At 40.5% G+C, this 15,055-nt stretch carries 14 protein-coding genes; 5 read left to right on the top strand and 9 right to left on the bottom strand.

Annotated features, from left to right (window positions below):
- Positions 1–6: 6 nt before the first annotated feature.
- The 9 genes from SAR02S_RS12865 to SAR02S_RS12825 all read right to left on the bottom strand — a co-directional run bounded on the left by SAR02S_RS12865 (position 7) and on the right by SAR02S_RS12825 (position 8,025).
- Positions 7–732: a carboxymuconolactone decarboxylase family protein gene (locus tag SAR02S_RS12865; protein ID WP_041960361.1), complete on the bottom strand. Its 726-nt coding sequence runs from the start codon at positions 730–732 to the stop codon at positions 7–9.
- Between the two features lie 15 nt (positions 733–747).
- The gene (locus SAR02S_RS12860) at positions 748–1,401 is read right to left on the bottom strand and encodes a Rossmann-fold NAD(P)-binding domain-containing protein (protein ID WP_041960358.1); all 654 of its coding nucleotides are present in this window, start codon (positions 1,399–1,401) and stop codon (positions 748–750) included.
- A 22-nt stretch (positions 1,402–1,423) separates the two neighbouring features.
- Positions 1,424–2,269 (bottom strand): aldo/keto reductase, encoded by an 846-nt coding sequence (locus tag SAR02S_RS12855; protein ID WP_041960356.1) that lies wholly within the window; start codon positions 2,267–2,269, stop codon positions 1,424–1,426.
- Between the two features lie 10 nt (positions 2,270–2,279).
- Complete coding sequence (locus SAR02S_RS12850; RefSeq protein ID WP_041960354.1) at positions 2,280–3,341, bottom strand: alpha/beta hydrolase; 1,062 nt, start codon at positions 3,339–3,341, stop codon at positions 2,280–2,282.
- A gap of 15 nt (positions 3,342–3,356) precedes the next feature.
- On the bottom strand, positions 3,357–3,821 hold the full coding sequence (locus SAR02S_RS12845; RefSeq protein ID WP_052433646.1) for a (R)-mandelonitrile lyase: 465 nt from the start codon (positions 3,819–3,821) through the stop codon (positions 3,357–3,359).
- A gap of 4 nt (positions 3,822–3,825) precedes the next feature.
- A complete protein-coding gene (locus tag SAR02S_RS12840; protein WP_041960352.1) occupies positions 3,826–4,827 on the bottom strand; it encodes an aldo/keto reductase in 1,002 nt (333 codons plus the stop codon).
- Between the two features lie 143 nt (positions 4,828–4,970).
- Positions 4,971–5,426, bottom strand: coding sequence for a YaiI/YqxD family protein (locus SAR02S_RS12835; RefSeq protein ID WP_041960350.1), 456 nt, complete (start codon positions 5,424–5,426; stop codon positions 4,971–4,973).
- Positions 5,423–6,676: a DEAD/DEAH box helicase gene (locus tag SAR02S_RS12830; protein WP_041960348.1), complete on the bottom strand. Its 1,254-nt coding sequence runs from the start codon at positions 6,674–6,676 to the stop codon at positions 5,423–5,425. The genes SAR02S_RS12835 and SAR02S_RS12830 overlap by 4 nt, the downstream gene beginning before the upstream one ends.
- Positions 6,677–6,897: 221 nt before the next feature.
- Complete coding sequence (locus tag SAR02S_RS12825) at positions 6,898–8,025, bottom strand: hypothetical protein (RefSeq protein ID WP_041960346.1); 1,128 nt, start codon at positions 8,023–8,025, stop codon at positions 6,898–6,900.
- Positions 8,026–8,196: 171 nt separating this feature from the next.
- Here SAR02S_RS12825 and ciaB point away from each other — a divergent pair, with 171 nt between their 5' ends.
- The 5 genes from ciaB to SAR02S_RS12800 all read left to right on the top strand — a co-directional run bounded on the left by ciaB (position 8,197) and on the right by SAR02S_RS12800 (position 15,019).
- Positions 8,197–10,056: an invasion protein CiaB gene (gene ciaB / locus SAR02S_RS12820; protein WP_041960344.1), complete on the top strand. Its 1,860-nt coding sequence runs from the start codon at positions 8,197–8,199 to the stop codon at positions 10,054–10,056.
- 91 nt (positions 10,057–10,147) lie between these two features.
- A complete protein-coding gene (locus tag SAR02S_RS12815; protein ID WP_041960341.1) occupies positions 10,148–11,593 on the top strand; it encodes an acetyl-CoA carboxylase biotin carboxylase subunit in 1,446 nt (481 codons plus the stop codon).
- A 59-nt stretch (positions 11,594–11,652) separates the two neighbouring features.
- The gene (locus SAR02S_RS12810; RefSeq protein WP_041960339.1) at positions 11,653–12,345 is read left to right on the top strand and encodes an ABC transporter permease; all 693 of its coding nucleotides are present in this window, start codon (positions 11,653–11,655) and stop codon (positions 12,343–12,345) included.
- Positions 12,346–12,440: 95 nt separating this feature from the next.
- Positions 12,441–13,037: an Aq_678 family protein gene (locus tag SAR02S_RS12805; protein ID WP_041960337.1), complete on the top strand. Its 597-nt coding sequence runs from the start codon at positions 12,441–12,443 to the stop codon at positions 13,035–13,037.
- Positions 13,038–13,249: 212 nt separating this feature from the next.
- A complete protein-coding gene (locus SAR02S_RS12800) occupies positions 13,250–15,019 on the top strand; it encodes a GGDEF domain-containing protein (protein ID WP_041960335.1) in 1,770 nt (589 codons plus the stop codon).
- Positions 15,020–15,055: the final 36 nt, after the last annotated feature.

The raw sequence follows: 15,055 nt of genomic DNA, 5'->3' as shown, positions 1-15,055 counted from the left end.
TTTTCCTTATAACTTTCTATTTTTAAGCACGATGGTTAGAACATCATGAGCACTTTGCGCTTCTTGGTCTCCGACTTCTTTTTTAAGTACCGCCGTAAACGCTTCCAACTGCTCTTTCGCAAGCCCCATATTTAGGGCAATACCAAGATGTGCTTGAAGTTGTGGTGCTGTGCCCATCATCGAAGCAAGGGCTGAAATGGTAACCAGTTCTCGTGTCTGATAATCCAAAATATCCCGTGCAAAGATGTCCGCAAAAAGGTGTTCTTTTAAAAACGTATCGATGGTAGGTGCGAAGAGTTGGTAACTACTCGGGGAGGGAATCTCTTTTTGACCCAGCAGTTCAGCTCTCACACGCGCACCGTATTCGTCTTTGTTAAAATTAGAGGGTAACGCAGTTGCCTCTTTCCCCATGGTGTCTTTTATGCCTTTTGCTTGACGTTCATTTATCACTGTCATAAAGGTATTGATACCATTAAGGCTTCGTGGAAATCCCGTATACGCATACAGATGCACTAAAATTTCTTTGATCTCATTGACACTAAGACCAGCATCTAATCCCTGAATAAGGGCAGATTTGAGTTTTTCAAGGTCGCCATTAGCCGTAAATGCTGAAATGGTAATGATGCTTTGTTGTTTAGGGGTTAATGCGTTTTCTAACATCTCTTTTGCCTCCAGAAATGGTATGAAACCAATGAATACGATAGCTAAAATAGCCCATAGTGCTTGTTTCATTATTTATTGCCTTTCCTATAATGCGTATTGCTGTAAGTGAGCCGAATCAATCATCACGTTACCCGTAGTTTTTGGCACTTCTGCACGTAAAGCATTGGCTACTTTTGTTGCTTCTATCGCCCTAAAGGTTTTGGGTAGAAATGGGTTGAGTAGCTTGGCAAGAGCCATGAAAATTTCTTCACCCCTGCGTGTAGGCTGACCTAAGGATTTTCGATCTCCTAGCAAAATGGATGGTCTGACAATGACCAAACCTTCGGGCGTTAACGCTTTCAAGGCATCTTCGAGTTGCCCTTTTACTTGAGGATAAAAACTGTTGGAATGAGCATCTGCTCCGATGGAGCTGACAACACCAATTTTCTTCGCTCCTGCTGCTAACGCTGTTTTTGCTACGGCTAGATTATACGTAAAATCCACCTTTGAAAATGCATCTTTACTCCCCGCAACCTTAATGGTCGTTCCCAGTGCCAAATAGACTTCATCAAGGGGTGGCAAAGTGGGTAACGCATCAAAATTAACGTGAATGAACGTTAGCTTTTCATGCGAAATAGGTAAGGGCGTTCTGCCCAACGCATAAACTTTTTCAATCGCTGGATCGGCTAATAAGCCATTGAGTAAATGACTACCAACGAGTCCCGTAGCACCTGCAATAGCAACAGTTTTGTGTTTCATGATTATCGTCCCATCATTTTATTCACGATTTATAGCCACTTAGCCACTTAACCATTGCTGGGTCACGATGGTCAAAAAAGCTACTCTTTTTTTGGTCAAGTGCAACAATGTCTTGCATCTCTTGCTCAGATAATTCAAAATCAAATATAGCAAAATTTTCAGCCATTCGCTCTGGACGTACGGATTTAGGTATGGCAACGATATTGCGTTGCATTAACCAACGTAAAACAACTTGGGCAATGGACTTGCCATGATTTTTTGCAATGGATGCTAGAAGCTCATTGTGGAAGATGTTGTTTTTCCCCTCAGCAAAAGGTCCCCACGATTGCATTTGAATGCCATACGCTTGCATCACGGTTTGCGCTTCTTGTTGTTGGTGAAAGGGATGCGTTTCGATTTGATTGAGCATAGGTGCTATTTCATTATACAGAGCAAGGTCGACGAGTCTATCGGGCGCAAAGTTGCAAACACCGATAGCTTTGATAAGACCTTCTTTATAAAGCTCTTCCATCGCTCTCCACGAACCGTACACATCATTGAAAGGTTGATGAATCAGATACAAATCAAGATAATCTAATCCTAATTTTTTTAAAGAGGTCAAAAATGCTTTTTTGGTCTTCTCATAACCTGCATCGCTGATCCAGAGTTTCGTTGTAATAAAAAGCTCTTCTCGTGCAATAGAACTTGTTTTAAGAGCGTTTCCTATAGCTTCTTCATTTTGATATGCGGAGGCTGTATCGAACAAGCAGTATCCCACTTCTAGTGCTTCATGCACTGAGGTTTCACACTGTTTTAAATCGGGGATTTGAAAAACACCAAATCCGAGTTGTGGCATTTGAATACCATTTTTTAATGTTACGTATTGCATGATTATTCCTTTACTTAGCGAGTGTTTTTTCAAAAAATTCGGTCAATTTTCCCATAGCTTGGTTGACATATTCTGGTATAAAGTATGTTTGAATATGCGTAGCATTTTTGATTAAGAAGAGCTCTTTACTTTGTGTATTGTGTGCTTTTTGAAAAGCTTCTAAAGTCATATAGAGCGAATCTGCTTTATCTCCAGCGATCATTAAAAGTGGTTGGTTGATGAGATCCATGTTAGCTGTCGCATCAAAAATCATAAGATCCAGTAAACTACTCATTGTATATTTAAACGTTGAGTTTGGATGCGCATGTGTTTTGAAGTAATACTCAAAACCTTCACGATACAAATCATAAGGCATTTTTGCAACTTGCTCATCGGTTGGTATAGTATCAGCAATATAGAGTACCTTTCCACCAGCAACTTCTTGTGCTCTAGCGTCACTTGCTTGTTTTAATCTGGCTTGGATTGTGTCGATTTGAGAGTCAAGATAACCGTTTTTTCGAACGATGCCTGAATTAAACATACTGAGTGTTGCAATGGCATGGAAACGTTTATCTGTTTTTGCTGCTTCCAATGAGTATCCACCACCACCGCAGATACCAAGAAGTCCCAAACGATTGGCATCAACACCAGCATAATGAGTGATAAAATCAGCCATACCGTGGATGTCTTCTACTCTGTTGGCTGGCTTATCCACGTTGCGTGGTTGTCCTCCACTAGCGCCTTGATAAGCAGCATCTGAAGCAATAGTAATATAACCTTGTTCAGCGAGGCGTTGGGCATACAAACCCGCTACTTGTTCTTTGACACCCCCATTTGGATGGGCAACGACAACAGCAGGATACTTTTTAGAAGGATCATAATTGGCTGGTGTGTAGACGTTGGCGGCAATTTCAATGCCGTTTAGTTTATAGGTTAAGGGATGAATGTTAACTTTGCCTTTGATATTTTCTTTGATAGCCCCATTATAGGTGAGGGTAAATGGATTTTGTTTGTAATCGGCTGCCATAGTAACTCCTGTTAAAAGATTAAAAATGATTGCTAACATAAATGATGTTTTTTTGACATAATGCATGATGACTCTTTCTTGTTAGTGTTTATATTGCTCATCCAAAACGGCTTCTAGCCATTCAACATTTTTGCCATTGAGTGTTCCTGTAAGTGCCATATGGGTCATAGAAGATGTTGTAGTTGCACCATGCCAGTGTTTGACACCGGGAGGACACCAAATAACATCGCCCTCTTTGACTTCCACTTTTGGTTTTCCGACCTCTTGCGTCCACCCCATACCTGAAGTTACAACGAGATGCTGTCCTGAGGGATGAACATGCCAAAACGAACGCGCTCCTGGTTCAAAGGTGACATAAGCCCCTGAAAACGGGGATGCTTCTGTCACAGGAAAGAGAGGGTCGACACGAACATTTCCCGTGAAGTATTCACTGGAACCTTTGATAGAAGCTTGCGTTCCAGCTTTTGTAATGCTCTGGCTTTCTTCCGCAACAGCACATGTTAAAACCAATGAGGTTACTAGCCCCAGAATAGTTATAGATTTCATCGTTTTACTTCTTTACAAATTTATTTTCACGGTCACTGTAGCGAGGTCCAATATTAGGGTATTGCTTCATTATTCCTTCAATGATTGCTAAGTCTGCTGCATTTAGCATAACATCCACGGCACCAGCATTTTCTTCTAAGTATTTGCATTTTTTCGTGCCAGGGATGGGGATGATATTATCACTTTGCGCCATAACCCAAGTGATGGCAAGTTGTGCAGGCGTGCAGTTTTTACTTTGTGCAAAGTCGCTAAAAGCTGTGGATAGTTTTTGATTGTTTTCTAAATATTCACCATTGTAACGAGGTAAGTTTTTACGAAAATCGTTACTTTCAAGCGTACTTACTTCCAGCGTATTGGTGATAAGCCCACGACTCAGTGGCGCAAAGGGTACGAACGTTACGCCTAGCTCTTTCGTGAGAGGAAGTATCTCTTTTTCGACATCCCGTGTGAGGAGGGAGTATTCACTTTGAAGCGCGGTGATGGGATGAGTCGCATGTGCTCTTTTAAGATCATCGGCGGTGCATTCACTAAGCCCCAAATATTTGACTTTGCCTTCTTTAACCAGTTCCGCCATAGCTCCTATGGTCTCTTCAACGGGAATATTTGGATCAATGCGATGCGCATAGTAAAGATCAATCACATCGGTTCTAAGTCTTTTAAGGCTCTCTTCAACAGCGTGTTTAATATGTTTTGGTGAGCCATCAATATAGATGTCGCCACCGACAAAAGAGTCGCCTTCATTGTTACGCATGCGAAACCCAAACTTGGTGGCGATGAAAATTTTATCGCGGTTTTCCACAAGCACTTTGGAGATAAGCTCTTCATTGGCTCCATTGGCGTAAATATCCGCAGTGTCCCAAAAGTTGATACCAAGATCGAGTGCACGGTGCAGTGTTGCAAGGCTCTGCGCATCATCACGATCTCCATACGCAGCGCTCATTCCCATACAGCCCAGCCCTATGCTTGAAACTTTAGCATCTGTTTTGCCTATCGTTTTATAGTGCATTGAAATCATCTCCATGAATAATATGTTGATGAAATTATAAAACGAAGTAGGATTTTACGATAGAACGATAGTGTAATATCATTGCCTAATTCTGCAAAAATGGAGATGGGAAAAAAGTTTTGAGAGATTTACATGTAAAGAGGTTAGCGTTTCGTAGGAATTTTTTGTAAGAGGGCGTTCAGCGCATCTGCAAAGGCTCTTTTTTGTTTTTCACCGATGGCACTAGGCCCTCCAGTGATCTCTCCAGCATCTCTGAGCTCTTGCATAAGATTGCGCATGGCGAGCAGACTTTTGATGTTGCTCTCATCGTAAATCGTGCCTCTAGGATCAAGGGCAAGGACACCTTTGCTGACCAGCCTGTCAGCTAAAGGGATGTCAGCGGTTATAACCAAGTCTGAGCTTTCCGCGTGTTCGACGATGTAGTGATCCGCCTCATCTGCCCCTTGCGCTACGATAATCATCGTAAGGAGAGGTGAGTCTTGAAGCGGTATTTTTTTATTGGCAATAAAATGGGTCGTGATGCCGCGTTTAAAGACCGCTCGAAGAAGAATTTCTTTGAGCGTATTGGGAAAGGCATCGGCATCGACGTAGATCATCATCGCTGTCGTTCTCTTCTTTTCTCGACGTATTCACGAGGCGCATTGTCTCTGCGTCTTGGTTGACCTTGTGGTTTTGATCCACGACCTTGCTGAATTGGTTCTGCTTTGATGTTAGGATCAGGCTCAAAGCCTTCGACGATTTCACGCTCAAACTTTTTGTTGATCAGTTTTTCAATACCACGTAAGTAATCATGCTCATCCACGCATACCAAAGAGATGGCTTCACCATTATTGCCTGCGCGCCCAGTTCTTCCGATACGGTGAACATAGTCTTCCGCAATGTTTGGCAGTTCAAGATTGACGACATGTGGGAGTTGGTCGATGTCCAGACCACGTGCTGCGATATCTGTAGCCGCGAGTACTTTAATCGAGCCATTTTTAAAATCGCTCAAAGCCTTGGTTCGCGCACTCTGGCTTTTGTTTCCGTGAATGGCGGCTGAACTGATACCGATTTTGGCAAGGTACTCAGAGACTTTATTGGCATGGTGTTTGGTGCGTGTAAAGACCAGTACTTGCTCCCATTTATTCTCATTGATTAGTTTGCCCAAAAGTGCCGTTTTGCGTTTACAATCCACCATAATGACACGTTGATTCACGAGTTCACTGGAGGTATTACGACGTGCTACTTCGACAATTGCTGGATTTTTCAAGATCGACTCACAGAGTTTTTTGATGTCATCGGAGTAGGTCGCTGAAAAGAGCAGGTTTTGACGTTTTGCAGGGAGTAGAGAAATGACACGGCGAATATCTTTGATAAATCCCATATCAAGCATGCGATCGGCTTCATCGAGAACAAACGTATCGATATGTCTAAGATCAATCGTGCCTTGTGAAATGTGGTCTAACAAACGACCCGGCGTTGCAACAAGAATATCAATGCCTGCACGCATGGTTTGAATTTGGGGATGAATGCCAACGCCTCCAAAAATAACGGCACTTTTAAAGGGTAAGTATTTACCATACGCTTTAACACTTTCCCCAACTTGCGCGGCAAGCTCTCGAGTAGGTGTGAGGATGAGTACACGAAGAAGTGGTTTAGCTTTACTGTGAGGTTTTTTAGAGAGTAATTCTAAGATCGGAAGGGTAAAACCAGCGGTTTTTCCTGTTCCTGTTTGAGCACCCGCAAGCATGTCGCGACCCTCTAAGATAGGAGGAATAGCTTTTTCTTGCACGGGAGTTGGGGTTGTGTAGCCTTCATCTTGAATTGCTTTTAAAATGGGTTCACTAAGATTTAATTGTGAAAATAACATAAAATTTGGGTTTCCTTTTGATTATCAAAAAATGGACATTGTGTCACAGCGGTTGATCTATAGTTAAGAGCAGATAATGGATCGGTTGAAGCCACACTACATTGAGTTTTAGCTCACCTTGTATAGAATAGTCTTATAATCATAGCTTTTTCTTCATTAATTTTACGCATCAAATGTTTATTAATAGTTGTTCACTTTGGCTGATGTTAGCGCGAAGCCTCTTAGCTCAGATGTTTTAGCTGTTGTCTAAGGTCAACTAAAAGGGCATTTTGACGCATAATAACAAACTGTTTGATTTTGGATTTCATAAACGTATTGGGTTGGATGTTAAGCACGATGGTTTCATTAACGATGCTAAAGATGGTTGCTTTTGAAGAGATGGGTGCTAAAAATCCTTTTTCCGTTGGGATTTGAAACGTGATGTCAAACTCTTTTTTAAGGAGGTCTTGATGCAAGATTTTTTCGACGTCTTCCAGCTTTACATGTAAAACCACAGAGTTCTCTGAAATGGTGTCAATGGTACCATCCATCAGCCTGGTTTTATTGATGAGGATAGTTGCATTAATAGGTCTTAGAGGCTGAACCCTCGTATAAATACGGTCCATTGGAGAAGCATCTAAAAACTCTAAATTGGATAGAACAACAAGTGATTTTTCAGGATCGACTTTAATAATTCTTGCTTTAATAATGCTTGGAATTTTGTCGTGTTGTATAAAGGTGAAATTCTCTTTGGTGTAGTACAAAATCTTAGGTGTTGTGATCTTAATTTGGGCGATGCCTTCATCAAATTTAGCGATCTCTGCCTCTTCTTTAATGGGTATGCCATTGTAGAGATTGTAGAGCGTAACTGTTTTGTCTTTGCGTAAGATAGAGGCTAAGACATCATTTTTATTTTGTGTCTCGTAAAAGTCAAAATCAAGCGTGCCGTAAAAGATCTTTTTACGGGAAGAAAGACGTGACATAACGTAGTATTTATCCAAGCGATCGAGTAAACTTTTATAAGAATCTGTGGCATCAAAAAGGGTTAGACCAATGTGCTTTAGATCTATTTTAAAATTTTGCTTGATGTTATGCTCTAACTTTTTGAGCACTTTTTTGGCACGATGAATTTTAATATCGCGCAAGATAATCAAAAAGGCATCCGTTCCTTGTTGTAATAGCGTGTGAAAACCTAGTTCAGTATGAATAAACGTGATCAAATCTTTAAAGAAAAAGCCATCTTCAAGATCGACTTCAAATCCAAATTTAACAATCGAAAAAGAGGTTTGATGCATTTTTGCATAGGCAATATTGGCTTCAATAATTCCTCGATTTAGATAGGTGTTAATGGACTCATAACGACTGGTCATACTATTTCCTTTCAAGCGTGTAGATCATCTCAAATCCCGATATTTTTTGATCAAGATTATTTACCATAAATCATGAGGCAACGCTCATGCTTAAGGTAATAGTTAATCTCTTCATGCTATAAGGGGAGATAAAATTATACTTAAAAAATACAAAAAAATGAGAGAGTGAAAATGAGTCAGAAATTTGAAAACGATTTACAGCGGTTTTACGATCTTTTGGGCGAACGCCAAAGAGCATTGGGGAGTTACTTTAGTATTGTAGAATCCGAAAATTATGATGAGCGTATTGAAGCATTTATTGATGCTTTTTTGGTAAGCATTGAGCTTTCATGTATCCGTGAAAACAGAGTAGCCGCCCTTACACGTTTGATTAATCTTCGCGATGAACAGATGGTTCAAGCACTTGAAAAAGAGGGCAAAGATGAGGTTTTTATCTCTTTGGCGAAAGAAAAAGCTTATGTGTGGGTGAAAGAATTTTACCTTAAAGCTCATGGTGAACTCCTTTCCCAAGTGGACAAAGAGTGGCTTTTCTCTCCTTTTTACCGTCGTATTTTGCGTGGAATCCACGAGATTGGCATAGCAATGAGCACATGGCAATCACACTGGACTGAACACATCATCAATACGATCAATCCACTTTTAGAACTTGAATATAGCAAAGATCACGAAGCTATTGCACAAATGTTACATGTAAAAGGTTTGCTTGACCCAGACCCATCAGGGCAAGATGGCGATAGATCTTATTCTGTTTTGGAAAAAGTAGAGGGTGGTTATATAGCAAAAGCCTATGCAACAGCATTTGTTAAAGAGGTTCAACACGTCCGAAATGCCTTGCAGAGCTTATGCGATGATCTCTCCGAGATGGAAGATCCTGATTGGGATCAAAAAGCATTTTACATTGATTATTTTAAAGCGCTCGATGACGCTTTTGGTGAAGAAGATAGACGTGAGCTAATTGCAAAATGGGCTGAAGTGGATCGAAAATGGATGAAAATCACCGCACCGATTCAGATCGGACATCCTTTGGAATACTATGAAGATCACTATAAAAAAGCAGTTGCCCTCGAGTGGGATGTGAGGGTTTCTAATCCTGAAAACAAAGGTGCTTATGGGACGTTTGAGCGCATTCTCAAAATGTTCATCCGCCTTTTGGATCAAAATGGAGAAAATGCTTTACATGTAAAAGAAAATGTCCTCTCAAATCTTAAGCGCGTACAGCTTTACATCGGACGTCCCGCTCTTTTTTATGCGGCAGAATTCAATGGTCTTTTTTCCGCACAAGTCGTCCCTAATGATGAGACGGTAAGTAGAGAACTTGGCAAAAAAATCTTTGCCTTTGCCGATAATATTTTAGATGGGCTCAGAGCAAAACCTTTCTTAAAAATAAACCAAGAGGTTCTAGGCGAAGCATTTATGAATGATGAGCGAGAGATCATTTTTCACCAAGCTTCTTTATGGCATCAGGTGTATGAAGTAAGCACCATTGGGCATGAGTTTGGGCATATTTTATGGATGGATCATGACACGGAAACGCGAATGAATCAAAGTGGTGTTTTTAAAAATATTGAAGAGTTTAAAGCAACCACGGGTGGGCTTGTGGCTTTCTTTATGGATGAAGATGCAAGTCTTAGTCTTCCACTTTTACGCGATGTAATCAAGCGTTCAATCGGACTCATTGGCTGGATGAAAACAGGTGAGGTTGAGCCTTACTATTGTGAAGGATTGATTCATCTTACAGGGCTTTTCCAAAGTGGCATTTTGAAGTTTGATAAAACACTAGAGATCGACCTCTCAGAGGAAGCTTATAAAACACTCAAAGCATGGTATCTTCAAACCTATACGGAACTTTTACAACACTATCTTGCCAAAGCAGATGCGAAGCTTTTTTTAGAGCGTTTTGTGAACAAAGAAGAGGGGCAATATATGCCAAAAGATCAAAATGTCAAAGCATTTGTGGATTATTATTGGGCGTTGCACCAACGTATGGGACGCGATATTGATGAGAGTGTGAAGCGCGAAGATTGGCTATAAGAGTTATGTCAAAATTATGTCTTCAATACCGAGGTTAGTTTAATATTTAAGTGATATAATTTATTCTCAATTTTGTAGTGGGAGTTGTCAAGTGTACGCACGAAAAATCACAAAGGTATTGATCGCCAATCGCGGAGAGATCGCGCTTAGGATCATTAGAGCATGTAAAGAGTTGGAGATTAAGAGTGTTTGTGTTTTTTCAACGATTGATGCGAATGGTGTTTGGGTCCGAAAAGCAGATGAGAGTTATCTGCTCAAAGGCGATCCTATTGAAGTTTATTTGGATTATAAAAATATCGTAGCACTTGCCAAAGAGGTTGGTGCAGACGCGATTCATCCCGGATATGGCTTTTTATCTGAAAATGCTGATTTTGCACAGTATTGTATTGACCATGACATTATTTTTATTGGTCCAAAACCTGATCATATTGCACTTTTTGGTGACAAAATGGCATCTAAAATTGCTATGAAGGCTGTAGGGGTACCTGTTCTTGGTGGTACAGACCAACCTATTCTTCAGATTGGCGAAGCGATTAAAGTTGCAAACGAAATTGGTTTCCCTGTAATCATCAAAGCAGCGTTTGGCGGTGGTGGAAAGGGTATGCGTATCGTCAGAAAAGAAGAAGAGTTTGCGGCTATGTTTGAAGCTGCAACGAAAGAAGCCGAGCGCTTTTTTGGTAGAGGTGATGCTTTTATTGAAAAATATGTTCAAAATCCTCGCCATATTGAAGTTCAAGTCATGGCGGACAAATACGGTAACGTTATTCACTTAAGTGAACGTGACTGTTCAATTCAGAGACGTCATCAAAAAGTAGTTGAGATAGCTCCAAGCCCTAGACTTAACCCAAAAGTACGCAATGAGTTACTTCGCGCTTCTAAAAAAGCGATGTTCAAATTGGGTTATGAGAGCGTTGGAACGGTTGAGTATTTGGTTGATGAAGATGACAATTTCTTCTTTATCGAGATGAATACCCGTGTTCAAGTAGAACACACGATTACCGAAGCCATTACGGGTATGGACATTGTTCAAAGCATGATTCGCATTGCTGAGGGTGAACCACTTCCTGTGATGCAAGAAGATATCAAATTTAGAGGTTATGCGATTGAATTTCGTATCAACGCGGAAGATCCTAAAAATGGCTTTATTCCATCCTCTGGTCGCATTACAACGTATCTTTCACCAGGAGGCCCAGGTGTAAGACTGGATGCCATTGGTTTTAAAGATTATGTTGTGCCTACCAATTATGACTCCATGATTGGAAAATTGATCATTGTGGGTCTTGACTGGGAAGGTGTGGTACGAAAAGCAAGACGTGCTTTGGATGAATTTATCATCTCTGGTATTCCTACCAACATCCCCTTACATCGTCAAATTGTACGTGATGAAGATTTTAAAAACGGTATCTTTAACACCACGTACCTTGATAAAAAACTTCCTACATTTACACTGGATGCCATTCTTGATATCGAAGAAGATGAGACCAAACATGAGCACATTGCTGCGATTATTGCGGCACTTAAAAATCAAGGTAAGTAATCACATCGTCTTCTACGGGGTATGCTTTTTGCATACCTCTGCTTTTTTAAAGGCACATTATGCAAAATATTCCTCTTCTTAATCTACTCTATATGCTTCCACCTCTTTTCATAGTTGCTTTTTATTATTATGCATGGGTCGGCAAAAAAACAGAAATAGCGCTTGCAACACTGAGGATGAGTGTACAGCTGATTTTGATTGGGTATGTTTTAACCTCATTGTTTAGCACCAATTCACTTTGGCTTTTAGCTCTTTTGGTTGCGGTGATGATGACAGCAGCTTCACTGATTGCCAGGCGTAATATTCGTCATAAAGACCTGCAAACGTATTTTGCCATTCTTGGTGCTATCGCACTTGGAGGTTCTTTCAATCTTGCACTGGTTTTGTGGGGAGTTTTGGATCTTGAAAATCCATTGGAGCCTCGCTTTGTTATTCCTCTTGCTGGCATGATCTATGCGAATGCTATGAATGCTATCTCATTGTGTGCAGAGCGTTATGAGAAGGAGCGAGAACATCACGAAAAAGAAAAAGCCAGAGCGATTGCATTCAAAGCTTCGATGATTCCTCAAATCAACTCTTTCTTAGCCGTTGGATTTGTCTCCTTACCCGGCATGATGACAGGGCAGATACTTTCAGGGGTTGACCCGCTCATTGCTGTTCGCTATCAGATTGTGGTTATGGCGATGATCTTAAGCAGTGGCGCTATGAGCAATATTCTCTATCTCACGTACATTGCACACAAAGAGAGTTGACACTAAACGCGACTCTTATTTTTCTCAACCTTAAAATTTCAAATAAACTTCACAATTTTATTCTATAATACGCCAAAATATTTAAAAGAGGCTCTATGCAACATTTCCTTTGGGTGTTTATCGCTCTGCTTTTTGTCGGATGTGGACCACGCTATGTCATCAAAAATGAATATATTCCTCCCATTTCAGGGGTGTCGAAATCCTGTCTCAGTAGCTGTGAAAGCATACGTCAAGGCTGTCAAAATCAGTGTCAACGCAATTACCAATACTGCTTGGATGATGCCTATGCCAAAGCCAAAGCGGTCGAGGTAGATGAACAACGTGCCTATGAGAGGGCGTACAGTCGTTATCAAATGGATTACTCGCAGTATCAGTTTGAACTTCATCGTTGGCAGAGAGACTATTACGATTACAGTCGTGATCTTAGCCATTATCAAAGCCAATGTGAGCGAGATCGAGATCCTTACGCGTGCAAAAAGCGCGATGAATTACGTCACTATATGAACCGTTTAAGTCATGACCGTCCACGCGAACCTTGGGTTCCAGCTCGTCCAACGTTTGAGCAAATTTTAGTCAATCAGCAGAGTTTTTGTACCACCAATTGCGGTTGTGAACAGAACTACGATAACTGTTTTGTAGGGTGTGGTGGACAAGTGATACCGCATAAAATCTGCGTGGAAAATTGCGACTAAACGCTTTACATGTAATGATTTAGTAATCGCTTGAGAGTATGATTTTCTTCATTGAATAGGCTTCTTGCAAAATGAATTTTGCAAGAACTCGGAGCACTCAAAGTGCGTGGGCATTCCGCCGAGGAAAACCTAGTGTTAACGTAGTCTTTAGAGCTTTGCTTTAAAGACGTGTAAAAAGTTCTTATAGAACTTTAATGAAGGAATCATACGCAATGTTAAACGAAAAATGGCAAAAACTTATCGAAGTGGCGGATTTTGCCTTTCAACCTATTGTCAATATTTACACTGGAAAACTTTACGCGGTTGAAGCATTGATACGCAATTACGAACCTGCTGGATTTACAACGATTGACTGCATTTTTGATTCGGCATACAGTGAAAAAACACTCTATGCGATTGATGTTATATTGCGTGAAAAAGCGATTCATAAATTTTCGCTTCTTCCTTTTTCCAAACACATCAAACTCTTTTACAATCTTGACAATCGCATCACGATGATGCCCGATTTTAAGACAGGTTACACGTGCGAACTGCTTTCTACCTATGAGATGGATACTTCCAATATCTGTTTTGAACTCTCCGAAAAGCACCAAGTGGGTATGTATGCAGGAGTCGATAAACTGGTACTGAATCTTTATAAACAACAAGGTTATAGGATGGCGATTGATGACTTTGGTGTTGGATTTTCAGGGCTTCAGATGCTTTTTAATGCGGACCCCAATTTCATCAAGATAGATCGCTTTTTTATCAGCGATATTCATCTGAGTAAAAAGAAGAAGCTTTTTGTCAGCTCCATCGTTCAAATTGCCCAAGCTATGGGTATTTTTACGATTGCTGAAGGTGTTGAATGTGAAGATGAATACATTGAATGCAAAAAACTTGGCTGCAATATGGTGCAAGGTTATTTTGTTCAAAAGCCTACGTGTGATGTCACGCAGATCGTTTCAAGTTATGAACATCTCAAATTGGTATCGCAAAATGATAAACGTAAAAGTGGCAAAATCTCAAACATTGAAAAATACCTTCAAAAAAGTCATACCGTCTTTGTTGATTCACATATTAACGAGGTATATGATGTGCTTAAAAGCGATAAAAAAACTCATTTTGTCCCTGTGCTTGCACGTGACTTCACGCCACTTGGTATTATCAAAGACGGCGATATAAAAGCGTATATCTACTCCAATTATGGCAAAGCGTTGCTTTCAAATATAACGCAAGGAAGCCTTAAAAATATCATTTCACATTGTGGACGTGCGGACATCAATGATCCCATCGAGAAAATTTTGAAAATTTATGCCTTTGATGATGATAACGATGCTATCTTGATTACCGAAAATGAAAAATACGTGGGGTATCTTAGCTCCAAAGTGTTGCTGGATATTGTCAATGAAAAAAATATTGTCGATGCCAAAGATCAAAATCCTCTCACTGGGCTTTCGGGCAACCGCATCATTAACGAGTTTGTTGCGAACGCAATGGATAGTAAAGAGAAGGTCATGATGGCATATTTCGACTTTGACAACTTCAAACCTTTCAATGACTACTATGGGTTTCGCAAGGGCGACCGTGCCATAACGCTTTTTGCAGACATTCTTAAAAGCTCTGTAGGATTTGATGAGTGTTTGGTAGGGCATGTTGGGGGCGATGACTTTTTTTTAGGTTGGAGTTTGAAAGATGACGATACCTTTGAAAAAGTGTATGGCATTGTTTGGGAGATTGTCAATAAATTTTCGGAAGATATTAAAAGCTTTTACTGTGAACAAGGGCTCAGTTCTGGCTATATCATGGCTAAAAATCGCGATGGGCAGATTCAGCCATTCTCTTTGATGACCGTCAGTGCGGCAGTGATTTGCCATGGCTTTGGCTATCAACACGATCTGGACGATAATGAACTCAATGAAATCTTTGGCGTATTGAAAAAAAGTGCAAAAGCTTCACCAACACATATTGCTTGTGTGGATTTAGGTGTCATCAAACATTAAAAATCTTTACATGTGCGTTAGCATAGTCCTTTTTTA

This window comes from Sulfurospirillum arsenophilum NBRC 109478, assembly GCF_000813345.1.
Taxonomy (GTDB): Bacteria; Campylobacterota; Campylobacteria; order Campylobacterales; family Sulfurospirillaceae; genus Sulfurospirillum; species Sulfurospirillum arsenophilum.
Note: the sequence above shows the minus strand (reverse complement) of the source record. Positions and strands in the feature narration are given on the sequence as shown.

Coding starts and splice junctions, on each gene's coding strand:
- SAR02S_RS12825 (WP_041960346.1), bottom strand. CDS start 8,025: ATGACCAGTCGTTATGAGTCCATTAACACCTATCTAAATCGAGGAATT.
- SAR02S_RS12865 (WP_041960361.1), bottom strand. CDS start 732: ATGAAACAAGCACTATGGGCTATTTTAGCTATCGTATTCATTGGTTTC.
- SAR02S_RS12845 (WP_052433646.1), bottom strand. CDS start 3,821: ATGAAATCTATAACTATTCTGGGGCTAGTAACCTCATTGGTTTTAACA.
- SAR02S_RS12805 (WP_041960337.1), top strand. CDS start 12,441: ATGCAACATTTCCTTTGGGTGTTTATCGCTCTGCTTTTTGTCGGATGT.
- SAR02S_RS12840 (WP_041960352.1), bottom strand. CDS start 4,827: ATGCACTATAAAACGATAGGCAAAACAGATGCTAAAGTTTCAAGCATA.
- SAR02S_RS12860 (WP_041960358.1), bottom strand. CDS start 1,401: ATGAAACACAAAACTGTTGCTATTGCAGGTGCTACGGGACTCGTTGGT.
- SAR02S_RS12810 (WP_041960339.1), top strand. CDS start 11,653: ATGCAAAATATTCCTCTTCTTAATCTACTCTATATGCTTCCACCTCTT.
- SAR02S_RS12830 (WP_041960348.1), bottom strand. CDS start 6,676: ATGTTATTTTCACAATTAAATCTTAGTGAACCCATTTTAAAAGCAATT.
- SAR02S_RS12800 (WP_041960335.1), top strand. CDS start 13,250: ATGTTAAACGAAAAATGGCAAAAACTTATCGAAGTGGCGGATTTTGCC.
- SAR02S_RS12835 (WP_041960350.1), bottom strand. CDS start 5,426: ATGATGATCTACGTCGATGCCGATGCCTTTCCCAATACGCTCAAAGAA.
- SAR02S_RS12850 (WP_041960354.1), bottom strand. CDS start 3,341: ATGCATTATGTCAAAAAAACATCATTTATGTTAGCAATCATTTTTAAT.
- ciaB (WP_041960344.1), top strand. CDS start 8,197: ATGAGTCAGAAATTTGAAAACGATTTACAGCGGTTTTACGATCTTTTG.
- SAR02S_RS12855 (WP_041960356.1), bottom strand. CDS start 2,269: ATGCAATACGTAACATTAAAAAATGGTATTCAAATGCCACAACTCGGA.